The sequence below is a fragment of the Bradyrhizobium semiaridum genome (genome assembly GCF_020329505.1).
Taxonomy (GTDB): Bacteria; Pseudomonadota; Alphaproteobacteria; order Rhizobiales; family Xanthobacteraceae; genus Bradyrhizobium; species Bradyrhizobium semiaridum.
This window is the reverse complement of sequence record NZ_JAGKJJ010000008.1, coordinates 143,506-167,212: the sequence shown is the minus strand read 5'-3', so window position 1 is coordinate 167,212 and position 23,707 is coordinate 143,506. Positions and strand designations below refer to the sequence as shown.

Below are 23,707 nucleotides of genomic sequence, written 5' to 3'. Positions count from 1 at the left end.
TCATTGAAACCGCTCCGAATAAGACAGCGTGTACGTGCAGGACGGGTTGCACAGCACCGTGCTCAGGACCATGGGTGCCAAGGTGACACTCGTCTGGTACGAGTAGTACTTGATGGGCGCCGTCAGTGCATTGGTCGACGTGCAGGTAGCACCCGTATCGCCGCAAATGATCTGAAGATTGGAAATCGGATACCTGGAATCGGCTTTGCCGATCGCCGTTGATTTCCAGGTCGTGGTGTTATCAAGGTCCGTCGGCGCGTCGTACTGGATCACCTGCCCGAACGCGCGCAACGACTCCCAGGCCGATACGAATTGAAAGCCCGCGATCGCCATGTCGGCAAGCGGCAGCAGCAGGAGCATGATCAGGAACAACGTGACGAACGGCATCTCGAACGAGACGGCGCCGCGCTGATCCCTGATGAGGGACCTCCTGCAGCCCGTATGCCTCGCTCGAACCATGCTCATTGGTCGCCTACTGGATGTTCTTGAAGGCCTGCACGAGGTGCAGGAACGGGCTTGCACCGAGGATAATGAACATCGCCGGGAGTAGGAACAGCACCATTGGAACGGTCAGCTTGGCGCCGAGCTTGTGCGCCCGCTCCTCCAGCTTGGTGATGCGCTCCTGACGAAGATCGGCCGCGATGGTGCGCAGCGCCTGGCTCAGCGGCGTGCCGTATTGCAGGCTCTGGCTCACCATGGTGCCGAAACGGCGGAGCCCGTCCGACCTGGCCGACAGCTTCTCGAAGGCTTCGGCGCGGTTCGGCAGGATCCGCAGGTCGTCGAGCAGGCCGCGCAGCACCTGGGTCATGGCCGGATTGGTTTCCTTCATCTCTTCGGCGACGCGCTCCAGCCCGCTCTCGAGGCCCATGCCGGCCTCGCTGCACACCACCAGCAAATCGATCGTATCCGGTGTACCCAGCCGGATGGCCGCATCGAAGCGCCGCTTCAACATGAAAAGGATGAACCGCGGCAGCATGATTCCGATCGCCACGCCGAGCAGCGTGTAGATCAGCACGTCCGTCAACGGCCGTCCGAGAAGCTGCGCAATGATGAACGCCGCAATCGGAAACAGGAACGTGCTGACGACCTTGACACCAATCCAGATCGGCAGGGTGCGGTAATGATTGAAGCCGGAGGCCTGCAGGATCGTGCGAAGCTCGCTTAGATTCTCCTCGGCATAAAAGCGGCGATAGCGCGCGCCGACCGAGGAGAGCCAGCTGACCATGTCCTGGCGGGAGCTCGAGCGGTCGGAAATGCCCAGCACGGCATTCGATACCCGCGTGTTCAACGCGCGGATATGCATCTCGCGAATGACCAACACAAAAGTCGCAGCCAGGGCTGCGATGGCAAGGGCCGCAAAACCGAGACCGGCTGTCATAGCGCTGTTTCCCGTCTGATCATCCAGCGGATGACGAAGTGCCCGACCAGCACCGATCCGATTGCATAGGCCAAGAGCACGTTGCCGGTCGGATCGGTGAACAGGAGATCGATCGACTGCGGGCTGATCATGTAGAGCAGTCCGCCCACCACGACCGGCGCGGCCGAAAGCGCGCGCGAGGAGAAGATCACCTCGCCAGCTAGCGCCTTGGCGCGGGCAGCCAGTGCGACGCGCTGGCTGACGGTCTCGCCCAGCGTCTGCAGCGTTTCGGCCAGACTGCCGCCGGACTTCAACTGCACCGCCAGGGTCACCGCGAACATCGCGTATTCAGGCACCAGGGTTCGACGATAGATCGCCTCGACGGCCTCTTCGGGCGGCCTGCCCAGGTTCAATTCGCTGCAGACGATGGCGAACTGCCCCGAGGTCGGTTGCGGCATCTCGCGCGCGATGGTGCGGAACGCCTCGTTGACGGGCAATCCCGACCGGACCGTGCTCGTCACCAGTTGAATCGTATCGGGAAGCTGGCGGAACAGCCTGTTGGCGAAACGGTGTTGCTGCCACTTGAACATCCCCCGCACCACCATCAGGGCCACGATTAAAGCCGCCGCCGACACCGTGAACGTGGAAAAGTTGACCAGGCGGTTGACGTAGAAGACCGCTCCCGCCGCAGCCACGCCGGCGAGCAGCACATAGGCCGGATGGATCGCGTAGGGTATTTCGGGCCGGTAGCTCGCCAGGTTGTGGAGCGATTGCCAGTTCGACGCCGTCTCCGCGCGACGGATGGATGGCAGACTGGCCGCCTGTGAGGTCGGCAGCGCAATCTCGAGCTGGCGATTGATGCGCCGCTGCCTTGCGTCAAGCCACAGCGAGACCATCGCCGCGCACACCAGCAGCCCCAGAACAGTCCCGATCACGAAGTCCGGTATCATATCTGCCTCATGGCCTCCGCCCAGGCTCGCTCGAGCCCGTAATAGACAAGTCGGCTCTTGAACTTCGGGATTGCGTTGGTGGACCGGTAGGTGCCCGAGATCCGCCCGTGCACGTCCTCGTCCTTGTATTCGAACAGCGCAATGTCGTTAGTGGTGATCACTTCACCCTCGAGGCCGATCACCTCGCTGACCTGCACGATGCGGCGCTGGCCGTCGCGCATACGCTCGACCTGCACGATGAGATCGAGCGCGGCGACGATCTGGGCCCGGATCGCCCGCGACGGCAGATTGACCTGCCCCATCTGCACCATGTTCTCGATGCGGGTCAGGGCGTCGCGGGTGCTGTTGGCGTGCACCGTGGAGATCGAGCCGTCATGGCCGGTGTTCATCGCCTGCAGCATGTCGAATGCCTCGACGCTGCGGACTTCGCCGACCACGATCCGGTCCGGCCGCATGCGCAGCGCGTTCCACAACAGGTCGCGCTGCGTCACCTGCCCCGTGCCTTCGAGGCTCGGCGGCCGCGTTTCCAGGCTGATCACGTGCGGCTGCTGGAGTTGCAGCTCCGCCGCGTCCTCGATCGTGACGATACGCTCGCTGTGATCGATGAACTGGCTCATCGCGTTGAGCATCGTCGTCTTGCCGGAGCCGGTGCCGCCGGAGATCAGCACATTGAGCCGGCAGCGCGAGGCGATCTCGAGCAGTTGGCCGATGCCCGCGCTCATCGAGCCGTTCTCGATCATCCCGGCAATGTTCAAGCGCTGGCTCGGGAATTTGCGGATCGAGATGCAGGGGCTGTGGATCGCCAGCGGCGGCAGGATGATGTTGACGCGGCTGCCGTCCGGCAGACGGCAGTCCACCATCGGGCTGGATTCGTCGACGCGCCGGCCGACCTGTGCGGCGATCTTCTGCGCCACCGATGCGATGTGGTCATTGTCGCGGAAGCGGACCGCGACCCGCTCCAGCTTGCCGGCCCGTTCAACGTAGACGTTGTTCGGCCCGTTGATCATGATGTCGTTGACCGTCTCGTCCAACAGCAGCGGACGAAGCGGCCCGTAGCCGGTCATGTCGTCGGCAATCTCCTCCGCCAGATAAAGCTGCTCGCGGCCCGAGATCTCGAGCCGTTCCTGGTTGGCGATGCCGTGGATGATTTCCTCGATCTGCCGCCGCAGCACTTCGCGCGATACGGTCGCGGCAACCGACGGCTCGATCTGTTCGATGACGCGTTCGCGGAGCGAGGCTGACAGCACGGGGTGGTGCGCGGCGGGTTCGTCGCGCTTCGGTGCCGGAGCGGGTGCGCTCGGCGGTGCCACGACCAGGTTCGGCGGCGGCGGCGCGACAGGCGGTTTCGGCAGCATGGTCGCTGCCGCAGTCGGCAAGCTTGGCGTCAGTGCGGACAGACGGACCGGCGTCTCGTCCGCGCGCCTCCCGAACTTCTTCATAGCCGGAGCAACCTCCTCCACCGTGACTTCCGCTGGCTGCCGACGCCCGTGATCTCCCGAACGATCGGCGCGAGGTGGCGCCGCAGCCCGGACACGTGCTTGAGCGCGGGAATTCCGAGATTGACCGCTTGGGTCATGCCCTTTCCAAGATCGGGGATCACCATGTCGGGCTCCGCACCGAGCGCCTTGACGATCGTCGCCTTGGGCAGGCCGCCGGCGCGATTGGCACGGTTGAGCAGGGTGAAGACGCGATCCTTGCCGGCGATGTTGGTGACCGCGGTGCGCAGGGCATGGGCATTGCGCAAGCCGGTCACCTCCGCCTCCAGCAGCACCAGCACGTGCCGCGACGTCTTGATCACCGGATAGATCGACGGCGGGAACGGCACCGGCACATCGACCACGATGTAGTTGAAGCGCTGACGCAGCAGACTGAGCACATGCCGCACGCCGGCTTCGGTGATGTCGAGCTGGGCATCGAGGTCCTCGTCGGCCGAGATCAGGCAGACCTTCTCGTTGACGTCGATGCCCGCGCGCTCGAGGAACAACGTGTCCGCGCGCATCGGGTTTTCCAGGGCGATCCGCAGCCCCGGCCCCGGCCGCAGGCCGAGCATCACCGATGTCTCGCCGTTCTGCAGGTGAAGGTCGAGCAGCGCGACCTTGGCCTTGGTGGTCTCGGCCAATTGCAGCGCGAGATTGATGGCGATGCTGGTGGCCCCGGCCCCGCCCTGCGCGCCGCAGATCGAAACCACGTGGCCGCCGCGATCGACCTGCGCGGCGGCGACGTCGCCGAGCAGCTTCGGACGCAGCTGGTCGAGCACCATGTCGCGGGTGATCGGCCGCGGCAGGTACTCGGTCACGCCGAGCTCCATCAGTTCGCGGTAGAAAGTGATCTCCCTGTTGTCGCCGATCAAGGCCACCCGCACGTCGGGCGGGCAGACGCCGGCCAGCCGCTCCAGCTCGGTGAAGGGATCATCGATTCCGCTGATGTCTGTCACCAGGACCGCCAGGTCGGTGTCGGTTTCCAGCATCCGCGTCGCGTGGCGGATGGTGCCGCGCCGGATCACGAGATTGCTGCCGTCGAGGCCCTTGCGCAGGGCCGCTGCGCTCAGCTCGTCATCGACGAAACAGACGACGCGGTTACGCGTTACGACGGATGTAGTTTCTTCAGGCGGAGTCACGACTGCCATATTGACGCTCATCAACGTTTCTCCGGCAATTTGCCAGCGTTACTCATCGCCGTCGTGGTCTGACGGGCACTCTCCGACCCATCGCAGCCGGCGCGGAGATCGTCGTCGAGATCCTGCTTCCTCACTGAGTAGCGCTTGATCTCGCCGCCGGAATGGATCGCCACGGTCGCGCTCTGGCCGGCGATCGCACTCTGCCGGGCGAGTTCGGGCGACACGTCGCAGCTCGACATCACGCCGGTATCGGCCTTGTCCCACTGCTCGGCTGCTGCCCGCACCACCAGGGACAGCGTCCCGAGCTGCTTGGCGACGGCGACCTTCTTGACCTGATCCGGCATCAGCTCGAGCGATACGGTCTGCGCCGGCTTGCCTGCCACGGCATTGGTCACGGGACGCCCGCCCTGCGCGATCTCCTGGTCGATCGCGATGACGCGCACGTTGCCCAGAACGGTTTCGCTGACAGCGCGGCGCGCCGGATCCGCTTTGTCGAACACTTGGGTCAACACGACGTCGACATAGTCGCCCGGCCTGATCAGACCCGAGACGCCGGTCTCCTCGTCGACCTTGATGCTGATGGCGCGGCTGTCGGGCGCCAGAACGCTGGCGAGGAAGCCGCGATCCTTCGGACGCAGGATGTCCTGCAACATGATCGGGCTGCCGGCCTCGACGAACTTGCGGACCAGCGAACCCGGGAGCCCGGCCTTGGCGTCCGGCGATTCCAGGATCGCCCCTGCCGGGACCTTATCGGGCGCCGCCTGACGGACGCCGAAGTCTTCATCGCGTGCCAACGTGCCCTTGGACAGCGGTCGTGCCGCAACGAAATATCCGACGGTAGCGACCGCGGCCGGCGCCGGCGCCTTTTCGGCGACCACCGGCGCCGGTGCGTGGGGCTGGTTCACGTTGTAGGCAATGAGCCCGAGCGCCGTGGCGGCGAGCAACAGCACCATAATGATCGAAAGGCGCAAGGCGGAAGACATGTCAAAATCCTTTGCTCAAAATGGTCCAGATACCGCCGCATGCGATCGCAACCCCGTAGGGCAGCGGTGCATGTCGCAAGTGACGCCAGCGCTCGACCGCGTAGACGCGGCGCACGAGCGACGAGCCCGCAGGCGCGAGCCTCGGATACGGCAGACGGCGCATCATCAGATGCACGGCGGCCAGAACGCCGCCGGCCAGCGCGGTGGCACCCAGCAGTTCGATGACGCCGCTCAACGGGAGGCCGATCGCGAGAGCGACCAGCAATTTGACGTCGCCGCCGCCGATCATTCCGCGCTGGTAGATGACGAACAGCAGCATCAAGAGGATCGCGGCAACGATCAGCGACTGCGCAAGCAGCATCGGGCTGGCCAATTGACCGACAATCCCGAGCAGCGCGAGCGCCAGACAGATCTCATTCCGGATCAGTCGCGTCGCGATATCGATCGTTGCGACATAGAGCAACAACAGGATCTCGAAGAACGAGACGATGGGGACAATCCAATTCATCAAACGGACGCCTCAGAAAATTCATCAAATACACGTCTCAGAAACGGCGCTGGCACCTCCCAATGCCAGTAATCAAGCCAACCAGATCAACTGCCAACGGCGCTGGTGACAGCACCGGCGATCGTGTTCAGCGCACTTGACAGAGTGGCTTGGATGGATCCAGTGCCACCAGCGCTGAACACAGCCGCCGTGATGGCAATGATACAAGCCGCGAGGACCACGTACTCGAAGGAAGCCACGCCGCCGTTGTCCGCAAGCAATCGCTTCAATGCACGGTCGGTGTCGGTAAAATACCTCAACACGGCAGTTATCCTTCCTCGGCCCGAGGTAGGACTTCCCATACGAACGCGCGGGGCCGATGCAATCAATCTTCAAAAAAGGAGAGCGGGACACTGGATAATGATTCCAATGTCCCGATAGTCGTAACTGTCGTTAGCCGACGGCGCTGGTAACCTTCGTGGTGATCGCGCTGATCGCGCTGGACAGCGCGGCGCCGATGCCGGTGCCGGTCGTCGTGCCAAACGCGGCGGCCACGGCCGCGACGATGCAAGCGGCGACGATCACGTACTCGAACGACACGACGCCGTCCTGGTCCGAGCGCAGACGCTTGAAGGCTTCGGTGGTCTGGATGTAATACTTCAACATAGGACAAAATCCCTTGGGTTTATGACTAATACACACTGAATGTTGGCAGGCAATTCCAGTGCCAACTGGGCACAATTTATAGTACGGGTCGCGAAAGCTGTCACCCGGTAATCCTTTGTTAACCTTACCGCGCAAGCGTGACAAATCGCTCGCGAGCGCAATCGCGTCCTGCCGACGATCCCCTGATTTTCGACGTTTGCCGGGACTTTCCGCAGGTTGCTTCCTCCTTCATCGCCCGCTCCGGGCAATTACGGACCGCGGCATCCCGGAATGATACGGGGCCTCCTCCGCGCGGAGTGAGAACTGCGCTGACGATCAGCGCCCGGCGGGCTGGACGGGCGTCTGCTGAAGCGCCGGCAGAGGGTCGCTTGCGCCCCGCAGCAGGACGCGAAGCATGAGCCAGACCAGGATGATCAGCACGCACCCACTGAACGCCGGAACCGGATGCTCGATCGCGCCGGTCCCGTACTGAATGCTCAGCCGCAACGTCTGAAGGAAGCCGTAAAATCCTGCCATGAATGCCAGGCCATAGATCGCAACGCGTTCGTGTGCGCTCGCAAGACGTGCGGCATCGGGCAACAAGAGCGCCAAGCCTATGCCGAGGATCGGCAGGTCGTAATCGTAAGCATAGGGGCTGATCGAGAGCGACGCGATGACCGCGAACCCCAGCGACCAGCGTGCAGGCATGGCGCGGTAGATCGCAAGGGCGACCACCGAGAGCGAGAGTACGGCCGCCGCGGCCTGGCCCAGAAGAGCCAGCGAGGAGGACAGGCCAGCCGTTCGCAGTACGGCGTACACCGAGACAGAGCGAAACAAGGCGAAAGCAGTTCCGCTCTCTAGATGGGCGCTGGATTCTCGCACGCCGTCGACAAACGCACCCCAGATCTGGGATCCGAGCACCAGCGTGCAGAGAACCGAACTCAAAAGGACGACCGCTGCCGCGGTGATGACGACACCCCAGCGCCGAGCCAGCAGCGCATAGAGTCCGATCGCGATGGCGAGATGTGGCTTGATCACCATCACGCCCAGGCTCGCGCCGGCCTCCACCTGCCGCCGTTCAATAGCCAGGCAGGCAAGGCCAATGAGGCCGCCGGTCAGAAAGCCGTTCTGGCCGCAAGCGACATTCAGAAACAGTGAAGGTGAAAGCAGAATCACGACCAGCGCCAAATAGCTCCTCGCGATTGCCCTCAGTATCAGGAGATAGAAGGCGAGCGTGACTGCAACGAAGAGGAAATACGCGGCCGCAACCGGGACGAGCGCCAGGGGAGCGATCAATAGGTCAAACTGCGGTGGATAGGTCCAGTGCAGCAGGTCGACCTTGCCGCCGACCGCCTCCGTTTGCATCTTTGCGAACTGGTCCAGATGGTAGGCCCGTTCGGCGTCGCCGAGCCAAACGCGTTGCGCGACGATGTAAAAGGCGTCGAAATCGATCAGGGGCCTTTTTTGCCCGACCTTCCAGCTTGCGAGCCACCCGGTCAACAGGATGAGAACGATCGTCAGTCCGTAGAGAACGAAGCGCGCGCACATCGCCAGCTTCGCTGTTGAAGATCGGCTCATTGCCGACTGCCCGACCGGCATGGTTCTTTGCTTCCTTCAGTCAGCGCCGAGCGCTGCGCCGGACACACGACATCGTCGACACAACTGACGCCGTATCGACGCTTGTCGGCAGCTCACTCTTGTCAGCGGCGCCGGAGCTGTAGCGCCTCCACGAGGACCACGACCCGTGCAATGGCCGCTCCCACGGGCGGGATCATCACATCACCTGTCAAACGCTGCTTCGCGGATGGATTCTGACCCAACCATCGACAACCAGACATCCTGCAGCCAGCTGGCGGCGTACCCTCGTGAACGGATTCACATGGCAGGGAACACCGGCAATCGCGTCAACAAGATGCTTGCTTGACTGGCAGGGTTCGCCAGAAGGCTTGCCTCGATGCAGCCCCCTGTTATCCGACAGCAGAAGTGACCTTCGTGGTGATCGCGCTGATCGCGCTCGACAGCGCCGCCCCGATACCGGTCGTGCCGTCGGTACCGAACGCCGCGACCACCGCAGCGACGATGCAGGCCGCAACGATGACGTATTCGAACGACACCACGCCGTCCTGATCCGCACGCAGCTGCTTAAAGGCTTCCGTGGTCTTGATGTAATACTTCAACATAGGACAAATCCCTTTGACGATTAATTTTACAAAATTCGATGGCAGGCAGAACCAGTACCAACCAGATTTTATTTTAATACGCGGCGGGAAAGCTGTCATCCGGTAATCCTTCGTTAACCCTACCCCGGCGGGCCAACGTCTCCGATCCCGTAATCTTCCGTGGGCAACCCCGCTCATCTTTCCCATCGAGTTCCAATGCTCGTGGCGAGAATTGCCTCACTCTGAGGCGTCACTCCCCGAGGCAAGAATAGTGACGATGTCACATTGGACCAGCACGCAGGGAGCCTTCGCCGATCCCGCTTGTTCAGCGCATGCGCCCTTCCCGCCCGCGCCAGACGTGGACAACGGCCACGTCGTCGGCATGAGCCCGCTCCCATTCCGGCAGCCGATCGAGCAGCGCGACCGCCTGCGTCGACGGAAACAGCAGCGTCGCGTCAATCCTGTACTCATCGAGCAATTTGACGAAATCCGCGAGGTCATCGAGCGAGACCGCTCGCAAATAGCGGTTGAGAAATTCCGGCCCATACAGTTCGGCACGTGAATCGATGAACGTCGGAATGCCCTGGGCAATCAGATATCCGCCGAAGTAGTAGTCGTTGAAGGTGCGCTCGGCCTTCAGCTCCCTGAGCTTCTCCACTGCGGCGCGCGGAACGCGTGGTGGCGCGTTGTCCTTTGCCGCCACGATCACGCCGCTTGCGAGCAGGACCGCCGCAATCGCTGCAGTCAACGCCGTCCTCGACGCGGGGACGACCTTGCGGCCGTGCGGCGCCTCGGGCCGCGCCAAATGTTGGCCCAATGGACCGGCAATGAAGAACGGCGCCACCAGCGCACAAACGTCGACATAACGGACATGGGCAAGCGTCTGGTAGACCACCGCCAGCAGCATCGCGATCCTGAGCGGAGGCAGCCTGAGCCCGCTATAAAGGACGTACGCAGCACCACCGAGAAAGCAGATCGTGATCGGATTGGCGGTGCCGAAGTCCAGCGCCCTCCACTCCCCGATGGTCGAAAGCACCGGCCCCAGCTTCAGAACGCGGAATGTGACCAGGATCGACTCCGGCCCATACGGCGTGAGGCAAGCGGCCGCGAGCGCGAGCAACCCAAACCGGAGCCATCGCAACGCGGTCGTCGCGCGCGCGGATCTATCTGCGTTCCAGATCGCCTCCAGGGCAAACGGCGCGATCAACGCAAGCCCCAGCGTGAAGCTGCCGTGAAGGTTGGCCCAGAGCGTGATGAGCACGAGATAGGCGAGCGAAGGCGTCCGTTGCTCGTCGCTCGCCGCAACCAGCGCGCTGGCCCACAGCACCATCAAGGGAAAGATCAGGATATGCGGCCGAGCCAGCATGTGGAACGCGGTCAGGGTCAAGCCGGCGCCTACCAGGACCATGACCGGTACGTTCGGCAACTTCTTCAGCAGCAGTTGCGTCAGCAGGTAGAACGCTGCGGAGGCCGACAGCGCGGTCAGGATCGCAGGCCCAGCCCATCCTGCGCATTTGAAGGCCGCGAAAAACAGCACCTCAGATAGCCAGCCGCTGGTGATCCAGGGCGTGCCGTGCATCGTGAAGGAGAATGGATCGACGTGAGGGACGGCACGATGGTCCACGATCCATTGGCCGACCACGATATGCCAATGGATGTCTGAGTCCCTCAACAGGCTGCCGATCCTGGTGATGAGCGTCAGATAGGCCGTCGCTGCAAATGTGAATGGCAACCAGGGCCGAAGATGATCGCGGCGCATTGCAGCCGCGCTCACTTCCGTGTCCGCCTGCAGCGAGTTGTTGCCTAAAGGCATGCTCTCCGTCCCGGGATGTCAATCAATGTCAAGTTCTGCATGCGAGTGCAACGTACTGGGTTCGGACGCCCCCGCCCTCAGTAACAGCTCGTCGAGTCGCCTCCGAGCCGGCCGCAGCTCTCCGGGTTGGATTGCCGCCACTGGATCACGGCCAGAGGCGGCTTGCCGGAGGCCGCCGGGGTGGGCGGCGGCCGGCTCCGCTCTTCGTCGAGCAACTGCGCATGCAGCTTCTGGATCTGGATGTTGCGCTCCAGCAACGAGACCGTCCCGCCCTGAACCTGCTCGGCCAATGATTTGCGCAGCGCGTTCTCGCGGTCGAGCAGGTCGGGAAACGGCAACAGCGGCCGCACCAGTTCGGTCGCCTTGATCACGCATGAGGCGCGCGCCACGGCCTGGGCGATCTGGTCCGGAAAGGCATTGCGACACTCCGCCAGCGCGTCATTGAGACTGGCCGACGCCGGCTCCGCCGCCTGCTCCTCGATCGCCTGCCGGGCGGGCCCGCAGGTCGCCAGCAGGATGCAAAACGACAGGACGGCCAGCCGCCGCGCCGGCCGGGACATGTTGCCACGATCCACGATCGGCGCCGTCGAAAGCTCGCCGCCCGCGGCGGGCTCGTCCTGGCGAGCCTGCCCTGCTCCTTCGCCGATCGGCCCGCGAGCCGTCGGCGCGAGCCAGCTCGCCCATGCTCGCCCCGCTCGTCCAGGCCGAACGATCAGGCGATCCCGGTCAGGGAAGTCTGCTGGTGCAGCGTCACCCAGAACTCATCCTGCGTGTTCAGGTGGACCGTTGCCGGATTGATGCCGCCCGCAGACGCGCCGTTGCTGTCGTAGGCGACCTGCCCCGACGTGCTCGTCACCAGATGACCGTCGTTCCACCACATCAGCGCGTTCTTGAGACCTTCGCCGTCGGCCTCCTTGCCGCCATTCCAGTCGGTGATGGAGGCCGGGTTAGTCACGTCGACATATTTCTGCCAGGCGTTGCCGCTGGTCGCGACCGCCGAGCCGGCAAGCTTGCCATTCGACGTCACGTCAACCTTGCCGTCACCGTCGGCATCGAGAGTGAAGCCGTTGCCGCTCCATCTGTCTTTGCCGGTCAGCCACATCACGGCTTCGTCGATCAGATCGTTCGGCTGCACCTTGCCGTTGTCGATGTTCAGCTGCGCCGCAATGGTCTGCTGCAGCATGATGATGCGCGCATCGCCGGTCGTGCTCGACGACAGGATCGACGACGCCAGCGCATTCGAGATCAGCAGATTGTGCGCATCGTTGGCGATGCCGTCGCCGTTGGAATCGCCGAGCAGAAGATTGCCGTCGTGCCGCGGATTGATGTCGAGGGCCGAAAGATCGCCGTTCTTGAACCCGCTCTTGGTTGGATTGCTTTCCTTGCCCAGCACGCCGTCCCACGCATCGGTATGGCTTCCCCAATATCCCTGGGTCAGCGTGCCACCCTGCTCGGTGAAGGTGCCGGTGTAGTTCGATTGGTCGTCATCCGTCGCGGTCGCCGTATGCAACGCCGTGTCGGTAAACTGGCCGGTCGCAGTCCCGGTGTTGGTATAGTCGCCGAGGATGGTCGTGCCGGAGGCCGTGAAGATCCAGCTCTCGCCGACATCGAGCAGGCCGTCGTTGTTGGTATCGCCGACATTGTGAATGTGGTCGGCCTGCAGGACGGCCGCGGGGGAAACGCCGAGCTGATTGTCGGTCACGGCGATATTCGAAAGCGCGACATCGCCGGCGTTGGTGACCGTGTAGGTCCAGCTGACGCCATAACCCGCCAGCAGGCTGAGGTTGTCGCCGGTCGCCAGATGCGGAGTGACCACGTTGTTCACGATGGTCACGGACTCGACGCCGGTCGTCACCTTCTCGATATGGATCGCCGGAGTGACGCCGGTGTAGCCGGAGGTATCGGTGGCGGTCACCGGTGCGACATGCCCGGCATCGTCGGTGAAGCTGCCGGCTGCCGTGCCCTTGTTGGTGTAGGCGCCGTCGATGGCCGTGCCGGCCGCCGTGAAGACCCAGGTCTCGTTGGTGTCGAGCTTGCCGTCCTGGTTGACGTCGCCGACATTGAAGCCGCCGCTCATCAGGCCGACCGGCGTGACGCCGGCATGATCGTCGGTCACGGTCACATCCGACAGCGCGACATCGCCGGCGTTGCTGACCTTGTACTCCCAGATGATGCTCTCGCCGGCAATAATGGTCAGGTTGTCGCCGGCTGCCCCCTTGCCGTCGACCAGCACGAGATTGCCGTTCGCATCCAGGGTGCCGTCGACGGTCACCTTGTCGATCGCGATCTTGGGCGTCACGCCGATATAGTTGGCCTTGTCGCTGCTCGTGCCGGTGGTCGTGCCGTTGGCGTCCGTCACGGTGCCGACCGCGGTCACGGTGTCGACCTGCCGGAGCAGACCGTTGCCGCCCGGCTGCAAGCCGTCGACCGCCGTCGTCGAGGCGGCGTAGGTCCAGGACTCGCCGAGGTCGATCAGGCCGTTGTGGTTGGCATCGCCGTCCTGATAGGTGAACGTGAGCACCGGATCGTCGGTCAGCGAGGTCAGCAGCAGCTTGGGGTCCACGTTGGACGCATTGGGGATCGTCAGGTTGGTGACGATCACCTTGTAATAGACGGTCGAGCCGGCCAGCAGCGTCGGCGCCTCGTCGCTCCCGGGGTCGATGCCGTATTGGCCAACGTCCTGCCAGTTGATGCCGTCGACCGAGATCTGCTTGTCGATCCCCACCGCCGCATTCGGCGTGGTGCCGGTGGGAGTGACCGGCCCGACCGACCACTCCTCAAATCCGGCATCCGCATTCGAGAACTGCGAGTAGAAGTAGATATAGGCCCCGGGATCGGTCCCGGCGAAATAGGAGTTCGGGATCAGGACCTTGTAGTCGCTGTGGCCGCTGCCCGACGACCAGGCGGTGAGGCCGACCGAGACATCGACATCGGCCGCGCCACCGGTCTTTCCATCCGCTCCGCCATCCATGTCGTAGAGCTGGGTCAGCCCGGCCAGCGACGTGAGATTGCCCGCCGACGCCGCATAGATCTGCAGCTTGTCCAGGCTGATCGGATCGTCCTGCTCGTTCAGGTCGAGGCGGAATTCCCGGTATTCCACCCCGTTGACGACGACGATCGGCACCGCGCCAAGCAGAAGGCTGTGGTTGTGATCCGGTGAGCTTCCAGTATTCAGAATGGGCGGGGCGTCGGTGTTGAACCCTTCCTCGACGCCCTTGTTCTGGATCGTCACGAATGACGGGAAGATGCCAGTGCCGGTCGCAGTGGCGGTATCACCGGTCAGAAACACGATGCCGTTGGTCAGATTTGCCGGGACGACGGCCGCGACCGGAATCTTCGGGGGGCTGTCGGTGAAGCCGGTCGTCATCATGACGCCGGCCGTCTGGTCGAGCGCGCTCAACGCGAACGCCTCGCCGGCAGCATCCATGCCGACCGCCCAGGAGGTCTGGATCACACCGTTGGCAATTGCATCAAGATCTCCGGCGCCACCGTCGGTCACTGTCCAAGGCTGGTCGGTGCCGGACACCGCCGTCCCTGCCACGTCAGAGACATTGAACGTAACGGTGTCGCCGACGCCGACGGTCGCGGTGATGCTGGCGGTCGAACCCGGCGCATAATCGGCAAGATCGGTGGCAACTGAGAAACTCGCCAGCGAAGGATCGCTCGAAAGAAGCGCGTCATCGACGAGGACGAATGTATTGAAGCTTGCGTCGTACCTGTAAATAGACATGCAAGAGGTCCTTCCAATATGAACACATCAATATTCGGCAACGGCCGGCCTGGACCGGTTCGCTATCAGTGAGAGTGAGAAGATCTATCGGGATGGGGCTTTGGACACGCTGCCCGGCGTCACGCCCGTCGGCAGCAAGACCTGTCCATGCAATCAGAGGCGCAACTGCCTTCCTTCCTGTGGCGAAAAACTGAAATTGGCAAAGCTGTATCCGGAAAAACACGGGGGTTTTGGCGCAAAACCGGCGCCAGCACCTTTGAATCAACTCTAGATGTATTCTTGCCGTTAACGCAATAGCAACCTTGGCAATGGCGGACGGCCCCACAAGGTCGGCCAGGCTTTGCGGTGCCCACGCTGGGTGGGCTCCCGCTCGGCGTCTGGCCGCCGCATGCCTCCACCAATCGGGGAGTCCCGGAGGATGACCGCACGCATTGGTCCGCAGAGCGGGCCCGGGCTGTCCCGGGCCGGTTGCCTGGTGCCGGCCAGCGTCACTTCCGCGGCAATCGGATCGACGAATTGCACGACGACGCCGGCGGCGGAAAGAACTGAAAATTTCCGCTTCTTCCTCCCCAAGTCCTTGCTCTAAGATCAATTATTTTCAGTCGGAACGCTTGCCCCGCGACACGCTCAAGCAGCGTCGAGAACTGAACGCGCGGCGAATGATCCGGCGTCAAGGGGATTTGAGATGACGGATCGCATTGCACTGTTCATCGACGGCGCGAATCTGCACGCCACGGTCAAGAGTCTTGGCTTCGAAGTCGATTTCCGGCGTCTGCTCGCGGAGTTCGGCAAGCACGGACAGATCGTCCGCGCCTATTTCTACACCGTGGTGCGGGACGACGACGAGTTCAGCAGCATCCGGCCGCTTGTCGATTGGCTCGATTACAATGGGTATGCAGTCAGGACCAAACCGGCCAAGGAGCACAATGACGGCGAAGGCCGGCGAAAGATCAAGCGCAACGTCGGCGTCGAGATCGCCGTCGACGCGCTGGAGATCGCGCGCCGCATCGACCAGGCGTTCCTGTTCTCGGGCGATGGCGATCTGCGCGCCGTCGTCGAAGCCGTCAGGCGGCTGGGCGTCCGCGTCACCGTCGTCTCCAGCATTCGCACCAAACCGCCCATGGTCGCCGACGAACTGCGGCGGCAGGCCGACGTCTTCCTCGAGCTCGACACGCTCAGGGCATCGATCGAGCGCCCGCCGCATCCCATCGCACCGGAGTGATGTGCACAACGTTCGAGATGTTGGCTCGCCAGGCACGCAATGGCTATCATCCCGTTCTTTTCTTTACTGCGGCGATTCCGTTGGCGCAGGCCGACGGCAAAGCAAAAGCACGATCAGTGCTATCGTCAGCAGAGGTGCGGGCCTGCTTACCGGGATGAGGACAGGTGGACTGACCAACGGCACCAGCCAGATTAACAGCGCCAATGTCCAGCACCACAGCGGCCGGCGCGACGAATCCGATACCGTCAGCCAAAGGACAGCGGCCAGCATGAGCAGTTCCTGGTCGTAGGGTCCGGAATGAGGCGCAGCGAGCAGAGCGGCAGCCAGAAAGATCGCAATCCTCTCCCTAACGCCCAAGTGTGACCGGAACGCAAGGACAACCGAAGCCGCGGCAAATAAGGCTGCGATCAATTGCAGCCCGGACGCCAATCCCTGCGGCGCGCCCAGCAGCATCGCGCAGGTGAAGACGCTGTTGCCCCATATCCGGCCGACTTCGATCCATTTGGTGTCGGAGCCGGCCAGATTCTCGATCATAAGGGGAAACCAGCGTAGCCAGAGCTCCCATCCGAATATCGCCCCGCTTGCAGCTGCCAGGGCGAACGCGGACAGGCCGGCGGCCCAGAAAGCGCGCCATTGCCCGGCGGCAATCAGGGCCAGCGGCACGAGAATGCAAAACTGCGGCTTGAAGGTCAGCAGTCCCAGGATCAATCCCCCCAACGCGGGGCGGGAATCGAGAAGGCGCAGTCCGCCGACGATCAACGCGGCCACTAAAAAAACCGCTTGGCCATCGATCACATTGATGAAGGACGCGGGACAGAGCAGAACAATCGCAAGCAGGACATTAGCTGCCGCCTGGTCATCCTCTCCGAACCGCAGGGCGACAGCCAGCAGGCCACCACTTGCGAGTTGAAACGCAACGTAGGAGCCGAAGAAGCCCAGCGGCGCAAATGGCAGCAGCAGCACCAGGAAGCTTGGCGGATAGGCCCATGGCCTCAAGTCGAGCGGCTTGGACAGCCAGTCCGCGAAAGCCGTGTTCAGGAAATCGGTGAAGCGCTCGGCGTCGAAGACCAGCGATGCGTGGCCTTCCAGTACTGAGCGGATCGCACCGTAGAAGACCATCCAGTCGGTGCCGAGAGTATTGTAGTTGACCCCGATCTTGCCGGGATAGGGAATGGTCGTGACCAAGACCGTCAGCGCGTAGATCGACGTGATCAGGCCGCCGATCAGCACGCCCCGCGGCGGCCGCAGGCCTTTCTGCCTGGCGTCGGGTTGCCCGTCCCCGGCAACGTTGACGCTCATCTGAGCCCCCGCCCGATCCGTCCGAACGCGCTTCTGGCAACGCTTCTCTGGTGGCCAAATGTCCGCAACCAGCTGACGGCGAGCCGATTGAATCGACGCTGCATGATAGGCTCAATGACGAAATAGCTCAACGACAGTAAGGCCGCTGCTACAAGCTGCAGCAACAGCATCACGGTACGACTACGCGGCAAGTGCTGGTATCACCGGCGCAATGAGGTATGCCATCAAGTTGCGCGGTCCGCGAAGAAATCTCAGTATGGGCTCGGCGAATGGGACCACCCGGGGGAAGGCCCATGCAGAGACTGGCTGGTTGTCTGCTGTTGTTGCTGCTGGCGGCGTCCGCGACTGCCGCTGAGACACGATTCACCTGCGACCCGCCGCGCGGCAAGCGGATCGAGCTCGGCCCTTCGGCCAAGTCCGGCGATGCGCAATGGATCGACGACGATCTGGATGCCGTGCGCCCCGCGGTCGCGATCGACGGACAGACCCTCTCGGTGACCTGGGGATCGTCTCCCACGCCGGAGAGCAAGGGAGCGAAGCTCACCACCTATGTCTTCGCTGCCGCCCGGCGCGACGCCACGTCGATCGTCGCGACCCGCATGGACGAGGCGACTGCCGAGATTTTCCGGTTCTATTTTGGCAGCAAGGTGCTCTACAAGCTGACGACCCGGGCGCCAACCGCCGCGCCTGACGGCAGGTTGCCGTCGCCGTTCGTTGCGACCTATCTTGCGAACTGCCGCGAGCAGTGAAGCGCGCCGCGGCCCGATGCCCGTCGTTAGCGGGGACTTAACCTACCTTCCCGTTTCCGATGCAATTCGGCACCTGGAAGTCGATCCGAATCGGCCGTCAACCCCCGCCATAAAACTTTGAATTTATTGATGATACAGGGAAGTAGCCGTGCCGGAAGTGTGATCGGACGAGACTCACTTAGAGCGGCGGTGTGACCGAAATGTCATAGGTTAAGAAACCCGCTTTTGTTACCGTCGAGTAGATTCTTCTAGGCAATTTTTTTCGATTAGGGGCGGGATTAATGAAGACGGCATACATCGTGGTAGCGGGCCTCTGCTTGGCGGCTAGCCCGTCCTATGCTGAGGTCTTCTCGATCAACGACGCCCTGCGTCAGGCCATGCAGACCAACCCGGGTGTCGGCGAGGCATCGGCCAATCGCCGAGCCACGGAAAGCGAGCTGAGGCAGACCCAGAGCACCCTGTTGCCCCAGGTGCGCATTGATGCGAGCTACGGGCCCGAGAAGTTCGACCAGTCGCCGGGCGTGATCAGCCCTTCCCTGCAGGTGCCCACCGCGGGTTCGGGCCCGTGGCGAAACGGCAGCCAGGAATCGGTGGTCGTCCGGCAGCTGCTCTGGGACGGCTTCACGTCGATCAATGAGGTTTGGCGTCAGACGGCGCGCGTCAATGCCGCCGCCTCCCGCGTCAAGGAACGAACCGAACTGCTGGCGCTGGACGCGGCTGAAGCCTATGTCGACGTGGTGCGCTACATGCGCCTGGTCAGCCTTGCCCAGCAGAACGTCGCCAACCACGAGAAGATCTTCGCCAATGTGAACTCGCGCTTCTCGGGCGGCCGGGCCGGCGAAGGCGACCTGGAGCAATCGCGGGAGCGCGTCGAAAATGCCCGCGCCGCCCTCGCGGAATTCCAGCGCAGCCTCGAAGACTCCCGGGCAAAGTACCGCAAGACCGTCGGCCTCGAACCGATCAATGTCCGCTTCCCGGCTCCGCTCGCGGGCCTGCCGCGCAGCCGCGACGAAGCCCTGGCAACGACCCTGCGCTTCAATTCGACGATTGCAGCGGCGCAGTCGGACGCTGACGCTGCCAAGCACGCCTACAAGGCGACCGACGGTCTATTCGGCCCGAAATTCTATCTCGAAGGACGGGCAACGCACTACGACAACTCGTTTCCCTACGTCACCAGCCCCGGAAACCCGAGCGTGACGCATGAGGACTACAGCGGCAAGGTGGTGATGTCGTGGGACATCTTCCGTGGTGGCCAGGATGCCTGGAATCGCTCGGAGAAGGCCGAGCGGTTCACCGAAGCGACCATGCGGCACGCCCGGTTGCAGCGCGACGCTTATGAATCGATCGACAAGGCGTGGAACGCCCGCACGATCACGGCGACCCGCATTGCCGCGCTGCGGCGCCAGCTCGAAGCCGACAGGAAGACCATCGCGGCTTTCCAGAAGGAATATGAGCTCGGCCAGCGTTCGCTGATCGACCTGCTGAACGCGCAGAACCAGTTCTTCAATGCGTCCGTGTCGCTCACCTCCGCGCGTGGCGTGGTGGTGTTCGCCGACTATCAGCTGCTCGCGGCGATGGGTACGTTGATCGAGTATCTGAAGGCGCCGCCGCCGGTCGACGCTGCTCCGGCCGATATGCTCGAAATCGGCCTGCCCCGTTACTCGTTCCCCACGCTTCGGGTGAACCTGCCGCAGACCGGCTCCGAGCCGCTGCGGGTCGCCGTTCCCGCCCCGGTGGCGGCCCCCCGCCGGGTCCCCGCGGCCTACGCGGCGGTCGAGCCGAAGGATGCCGGCTTTGCCGATCGCTGGCAGGGTTCGACGGCGACCGCGTCCGTCCCGGGCGCTTCCGAGTGGGTGATGCAGCAGAAGAGCGATCAGGGCCCGCAGGTGATCTACGCCGATCCTGCCGCGAATTCGTACGCCTCGACCAAGCCGCATTGGCTGCTGTCGGCCTTCCCGACCCGGGCCCAGTAGGAGCCCGCGACCTAAGGCTAAAGTTTTCCGGGGGGCTCCGTAACGCTACGGTTACGGGGCCCCTTTCCATTTCTTAATTAACTGTCAACGCAAGTTCCGATGATTTCGCTGGCCGTTTGGCGTAATCTGCCGAGCTGATCGTACGCATTTTTTTGTAACGTCGCTTTTTGCCATCAAGGATTTCCAGTTGTTGTTTCGAACTCTCAGCCCGGCCGCTGATGCCGGCAAACCGCCGTCGGATGAGCCGGACGTAAAGCCCGCCGCGCAATTTCGGCCGAGCACGTTAGGCGATGATCCCCTCACCGCTTCCCTGACCTATCTTGCTGCGCATCACGGCCGCGCCGTAAGCCGCGAAGCGCTGCTCGGCGGACTTCCAATCACCGACGGACGGCTGTCCGTTTCGCTGTACGATCGCGCTGCCAGGCGCGCAGGCCTCGAGACCGAGGCCGTCAAGCGCGACATTGCAGACATTCCCGCGCTGGTGCTCCCCGCCGTTCTCATCCTGAAGAACGGCACGGCCCTCATCCTGCAAGGTGTGGACCTTGCAAGCAAGACGATCAAGGCCGTCGACCCGACCGTGACGCCGGGCGTTCCCCGCACCGTCGAAATCGCTTCGCTAGCGGCGGACTACACCGGCTATGCTTTCCTGGTGAAGGTCGCCCCGCAGGCCGATGCGCGCGCCGTTGCCGCCGGAGATCTGCCCAAGAGCCACTGGTTCTGGTCGGTCGTGCAGGAGCACTGGCGCAGTTACGGCCACATCGCGCTCGCCGCTTTCCTCACCAACATCCTCGCGCTGGCGACGCCGCTGTTCACGATGAGCGTCTACGACCGCGTCATCCCCAACGGCGCGATCCCCTCCCTGATCGCGCTCGCGATCGGCATGGGGCTCGCCATCGTCTTCGACTTCGTCTTCCGCATGGTCCGCAGCCGCATGATCGATGTGACCGGCAAGACCATCGACGTCGTGCTCGCCGCCAACATCTTCGAACATGTCTTGGCGGTGCGGATGGCACAGCGGCCGACCTCGGTGGGCATCATCGCCAATCAGCTCCGCGACTTCGACTCGGTGCGCGAATTCTTCACCTCCGGAAGCGTGGTCTCGGCGACCGACCTGCTGTTTGCCATCCTCTTCGTCGGCGTGCTGTTCATCATCGCCGGACCGCTGGCCTGGATCCCGCTGGTCATGCTGCCGATCGTGATGGCGATCGGCTTCCTGCTGCAACGCCCGCTGGACCGCGCCATGAAGCGCCTGCAGGCCGAATCCGCCGCCCGGCACGGCGTGCTCGTCGAGTCCTTGTCCGGTCTCGAGACCGTCCGCGCGACCGGCGCCGAGTCGCGTATGCAGACCTTGTACGAGCGCTCGGTGGCGGCAACGGCCCGCTCGGGCGAGGACGTTCACTTCTGGTCGTCGCTGTCGCTGACCAGCGCGAGCACGGCCCAGCAGATCACCAGCCTGCTCCTCGTCATCGTCGGCATCTTCCTGATCCTCGACGGCAAGCTCAGCGTCGGCGCGCTGGTCGCCGCGAACATGCTGGCAGGCCGCGTTCTGGCGCCGATCGCCGGCATCGCTTCCGTGATCACCAAGGGAACGCAGACGATCACCGCCCTCAAGGCGATCGACCGCATCATGTCGCTCGCCCGCGAGCGCTCGCCGAGCCGCTCCTATGTCGCAAGGCGGATCGAAGAGGGCCGCATTGCCTTCGAGGACGTCACGTTCGCCTACCCGAATGCACCGGGCAAGGCGCTCGAAAAGGTCAGCTTCAAGATCGAGGGCGGCGAAAGGGTCGGCATCATCGGCCGCGTCGGATCGGGCAAGACGACGGTCGGTCGGCTGCTGCTCGGCTTCTACGAGCCTGAGCAAGGCCGCATCCTGATCGATGGCGTCGACTCGCGCCAATACGATCCCTCCGACCTGCGCGCCGGCATCGGCTTCTCGATGCAGGATACCGACCTGTTCTACGGCAAGCTGCGCGACAACATCGCCCTCGGCAAGCCCGAAGCCACCGACGAGGAAATTCTGCTCGCCGCACGCCTCTCCGGCGTCGAGAGCTTCATCGCCGGCCATCCGATGGGCTACGACATGCCGATCTCGGAAGGCGGCCGCAGCCTCTCCGGCGGTCAGAAGCAGGCCATCGGCCTCGCCCGCGTCCTGATCCGCAAGCCACGCGTGCTGTTCCTCGACGAGCCGACGGCGCACTTCGACGTTCGCAGCGAGCAGGAATTCCTCGAGCGGCTCAAGGGGCTGCGCGACGAGCGCATGACCATCATCATTTCCACTCACCGTCTGTCGTTGCTGAACATGGTCGACCGGCTGCTGCTGTTCGACAACGGCCGTCTGGTTGCCGACGGCCCGCGCGACAAGGTGCTGGCGATCCTGCAGGGCAAGCCCGCGGCCACGCCGCCCTCGCCCGAGAATACGATTCAGACGAAGTCTGCATAACGAGCGAATATTATGGCGTCTTCCGATTTTGCATTTGCAAACGATATCCGGGCCGCAGCCAAGCTGCGCACGCCGCGCACCTCGCGCATGCTGCTGTGGACCTCATGCGCGCTGTTTGCGACCTTTGTGATCTGGGCGCATTTCGCCGTGCTGGACGAAGTCAAGCGCGGCAGCGGGCGCGTGGTGCCGTCGCGGCAGATTCAGGTGGTGCAATCGCTCGAAGGCGGCATCGTCGGCGATATCCTGGTCCAGGAAGGCGCCATCGTTCAGCAGGGCCAGTCCCTGATGCGGATCGACGACACCAAGTTCGCCGCCGAGTTCGGCGAAATCCGCGAGCGCCGCGCCGCCGTGGCCGCGCGCGTTGCGCGTCTGGAGGCCGAAGCGCGGGGACGGAGCGAGATCACCTTTCCCGATCAGCTCGATCAAATGGTGCCCACCGCCGTCGCGACCGAGGCCAGCGTGTTCAAGATGCGGGCGCAGAAGGTCGCGCAGGACATCGACGTGCTGAACCAGCAGGTCACCCGCCTCACCGGCTCGCTCAAGCTGCTTGAGCGCGAGCAGACCCTGACGCGCAAGCTCTATGAGCAGAAGGTCGTCCCGGAGATCGAGATGCTGCGGCTTGACCGGCAGGCCACCGAGATGAAGGGACAGCTCGCCGAAGCGCAATCGAAGATCGCCAACATCACCGCTTCGTTCCGTTCGCAGGCGGATGAGGATCTGGCCAAGTCGCGCGGCGACCTCGCCGTGCTCGACGAAAACATCAAGTCCGCCCAGGACCGGGTGCGCCGCACCGACCTGAGGTCGCCGGTCCACGGCATCGTCAACAAATTGAATGTCAGCACCATCGGCGCGGTGGTGGCGCCCGGCGCCAATCTCATGGACATCGTGCCGCTGGACGACACGCTGCTGGTCGAAGGCCGCATTCGTCCCCAGGACATCGCCTTCATTCGTCCCAACCAGGATGCGGTGGTAAAAATCACCGCCTACGACTCCTCGGTCTACGGATCGCTGAAGGGGAAAGTCGAGCGCATCAGCGCCGATACGATCGTCGACGAGAAGACGGAAAAGAACGAGCGGCAGGAAACCTACTACCGGGTCATGGTGCGCACCGAGAAGAACCATCTCGGCACCGAACAGCATCCGCTTCCGATCATTCCGGGCATGGTGACCACGGTCGAGGTCCTGACCGGCGAGAAGTCGGTGCTGGATTACATCGTGAAGCCCGCCCGCCTGCTCCGCGACGAGGCTCTGCGCGAGCGCTGATCGGGAGGCGCGCCTCTGGT

General features: G+C 63.5%; 20 protein-coding genes. 5 read left to right on the top strand and 15 right to left on the bottom strand.

Going from position 1 to position 23,707, the window contains the following annotated elements:
- The 14 genes from J6500_RS12920 to J6500_RS12855 all read right to left on the bottom strand — a co-directional run bounded on the left by J6500_RS12920 (window position 1) and on the right by J6500_RS12855 (window position 14,741).
- Entirely contained in the window at window positions 1-387 is a 387-nt protein-coding gene (locus J6500_RS12920; RefSeq protein ID WP_225713087.1) for a hypothetical protein, read from the bottom strand.
- Between the two features lie 85 nt (window positions 388-472).
- Window positions 473-1,378, bottom strand: a complete 906-nt coding sequence (locus J6500_RS12915) for a type II secretion system F family protein (protein WP_225713086.1) — start codon at window positions 1,376-1,378, stop codon at window positions 473-475.
- Window positions 1,375-2,307 (bottom strand): type II secretion system F family protein, encoded by a 933-nt coding sequence (locus J6500_RS12910; protein ID WP_225713085.1) that lies wholly within the window; start codon window positions 2,305-2,307, stop codon window positions 1,375-1,377. Before J6500_RS12910 ends, J6500_RS12915 begins: the two co-directional genes overlap by 4 nt.
- Window positions 2,304-3,746: a TadA family conjugal transfer-associated ATPase gene (locus J6500_RS12905; RefSeq protein ID WP_225713084.1), complete on the bottom strand. Its 1,443-nt coding sequence runs from the start codon at window positions 3,744-3,746 to the stop codon at window positions 2,304-2,306. Before J6500_RS12905 ends, J6500_RS12910 begins: the two co-directional genes overlap by 4 nt.
- Window positions 3,743-4,933 (bottom strand): CpaE/TadZ family protein, encoded by a 1,191-nt coding sequence (locus J6500_RS12900; protein ID WP_225713083.1) that lies wholly within the window; start codon window positions 4,931-4,933, stop codon window positions 3,743-3,745. Before J6500_RS12900 ends, J6500_RS12905 begins: the two co-directional genes overlap by 4 nt.
- 11 nt (window positions 4,934-4,944) lie before the next feature.
- Complete coding sequence (cpaB, locus tag J6500_RS12895; RefSeq protein WP_225713082.1) at window positions 4,945-5,907, bottom strand: Flp pilus assembly protein CpaB; 963 nt, start codon at window positions 5,905-5,907, stop codon at window positions 4,945-4,947.
- 1 nt (window position 5,908) lies between these two features.
- Window positions 5,909-6,415 (bottom strand): A24 family peptidase, encoded by a 507-nt coding sequence (locus J6500_RS12890; RefSeq protein WP_225713081.1) that lies wholly within the window; start codon window positions 6,413-6,415, stop codon window positions 5,909-5,911.
- A gap of 86 nt (window positions 6,416-6,501) precedes the next feature.
- Entirely contained in the window at window positions 6,502-6,717 is a 216-nt protein-coding gene (locus tag J6500_RS12885; RefSeq protein ID WP_225713080.1) for a hypothetical protein, read from the bottom strand.
- Window positions 6,718-6,847: 130 nt separating this feature from the next.
- Window positions 6,848-7,060 (bottom strand): hypothetical protein, encoded by a 213-nt coding sequence (locus tag J6500_RS12880; protein ID WP_225713079.1) that lies wholly within the window; start codon window positions 7,058-7,060, stop codon window positions 6,848-6,850.
- A 315-nt stretch (window positions 7,061-7,375) separates the two neighbouring features.
- Window positions 7,376-8,638, bottom strand: coding sequence for a glycosyltransferase family 87 protein (locus tag J6500_RS12875; RefSeq protein WP_225713078.1), 1,263 nt, complete (start codon window positions 8,636-8,638; stop codon window positions 7,376-7,378).
- Between the two features lie 368 nt (window positions 8,639-9,006).
- Window positions 9,007-9,318: a hypothetical protein gene (locus J6500_RS12870; protein WP_312018214.1), complete on the bottom strand. Its 312-nt coding sequence runs from the start codon at window positions 9,316-9,318 to the stop codon at window positions 9,007-9,009.
- A gap of 205 nt (window positions 9,319-9,523) precedes the next feature.
- On the bottom strand, window positions 9,524-11,011 hold the full coding sequence (locus tag J6500_RS12865; protein WP_225713077.1) for a hypothetical protein: 1,488 nt from the start codon (window positions 11,009-11,011) through the stop codon (window positions 9,524-9,526).
- A gap of 77 nt (window positions 11,012-11,088) precedes the next feature.
- A complete protein-coding gene (locus tag J6500_RS12860) occupies window positions 11,089-11,571 on the bottom strand; it encodes a hypothetical protein (protein ID WP_225713076.1) in 483 nt (160 codons plus the stop codon).
- A gap of 152 nt (window positions 11,572-11,723) precedes the next feature.
- Window positions 11,724-14,741, bottom strand: coding sequence for a hypothetical protein (locus tag J6500_RS12855; protein WP_225713075.1), 3,018 nt, complete (start codon window positions 14,739-14,741; stop codon window positions 11,724-11,726).
- A 685-nt stretch (window positions 14,742-15,426) separates the two neighbouring features.
- Between J6500_RS12855 and J6500_RS12850 the strand changes: the two genes are divergently transcribed.
- Entirely contained in the window at window positions 15,427-15,963 is a 537-nt protein-coding gene (locus J6500_RS12850) for a LabA-like NYN domain-containing protein (RefSeq protein ID WP_225713074.1), read from the top strand.
- A 63-nt stretch (window positions 15,964-16,026) separates the two neighbouring features.
- On the opposite strand, the gene J6500_RS12845 is transcribed toward J6500_RS12850, so the two are convergent.
- Window positions 16,027-17,262 carry a glycosyltransferase family 87 protein gene (locus J6500_RS12845; protein ID WP_225713073.1) on the bottom strand — a complete coding sequence of 412 codons (1,236 nt, stop codon included), beginning with the start codon at window positions 17,260-17,262 and terminating at the stop codon, window positions 16,027-16,029.
- A 293-nt stretch (window positions 17,263-17,555) separates the two neighbouring features.
- Between J6500_RS12845 and J6500_RS12840 the strand changes: the two genes are divergently transcribed.
- The 4 genes from J6500_RS12840 to J6500_RS12825 all read left to right on the top strand — a co-directional run bounded on the left by J6500_RS12840 (window position 17,556) and on the right by J6500_RS12825 (window position 23,687).
- Window positions 17,556-18,011, top strand: coding sequence for a hypothetical protein (locus J6500_RS12840; protein WP_225713072.1), 456 nt, complete (start codon window positions 17,556-17,558; stop codon window positions 18,009-18,011).
- A 281-nt stretch (window positions 18,012-18,292) separates the two neighbouring features.
- Window positions 18,293-19,984: a TolC family outer membrane protein gene (locus J6500_RS12835; protein ID WP_225713071.1), complete on the top strand. Its 1,692-nt coding sequence runs from the start codon at window positions 18,293-18,295 to the stop codon at window positions 19,982-19,984.
- Between the two features lie 310 nt (window positions 19,985-20,294).
- Window positions 20,295-22,424: a type I secretion system permease/ATPase gene (locus J6500_RS12830; RefSeq protein WP_249781470.1), complete on the top strand. Its 2,130-nt coding sequence runs from the start codon at window positions 20,295-20,297 to the stop codon at window positions 22,422-22,424.
- Between the two features lie 12 nt (window positions 22,425-22,436).
- Window positions 22,437-23,687 carry an HlyD family type I secretion periplasmic adaptor subunit gene (locus tag J6500_RS12825; protein WP_225713069.1) on the top strand — a complete coding sequence of 417 codons (1,251 nt, stop codon included), beginning with the start codon at window positions 22,437-22,439 and terminating at the stop codon, window positions 23,685-23,687.
- Window positions 23,688-23,707: the final 20 nt, after the last annotated feature.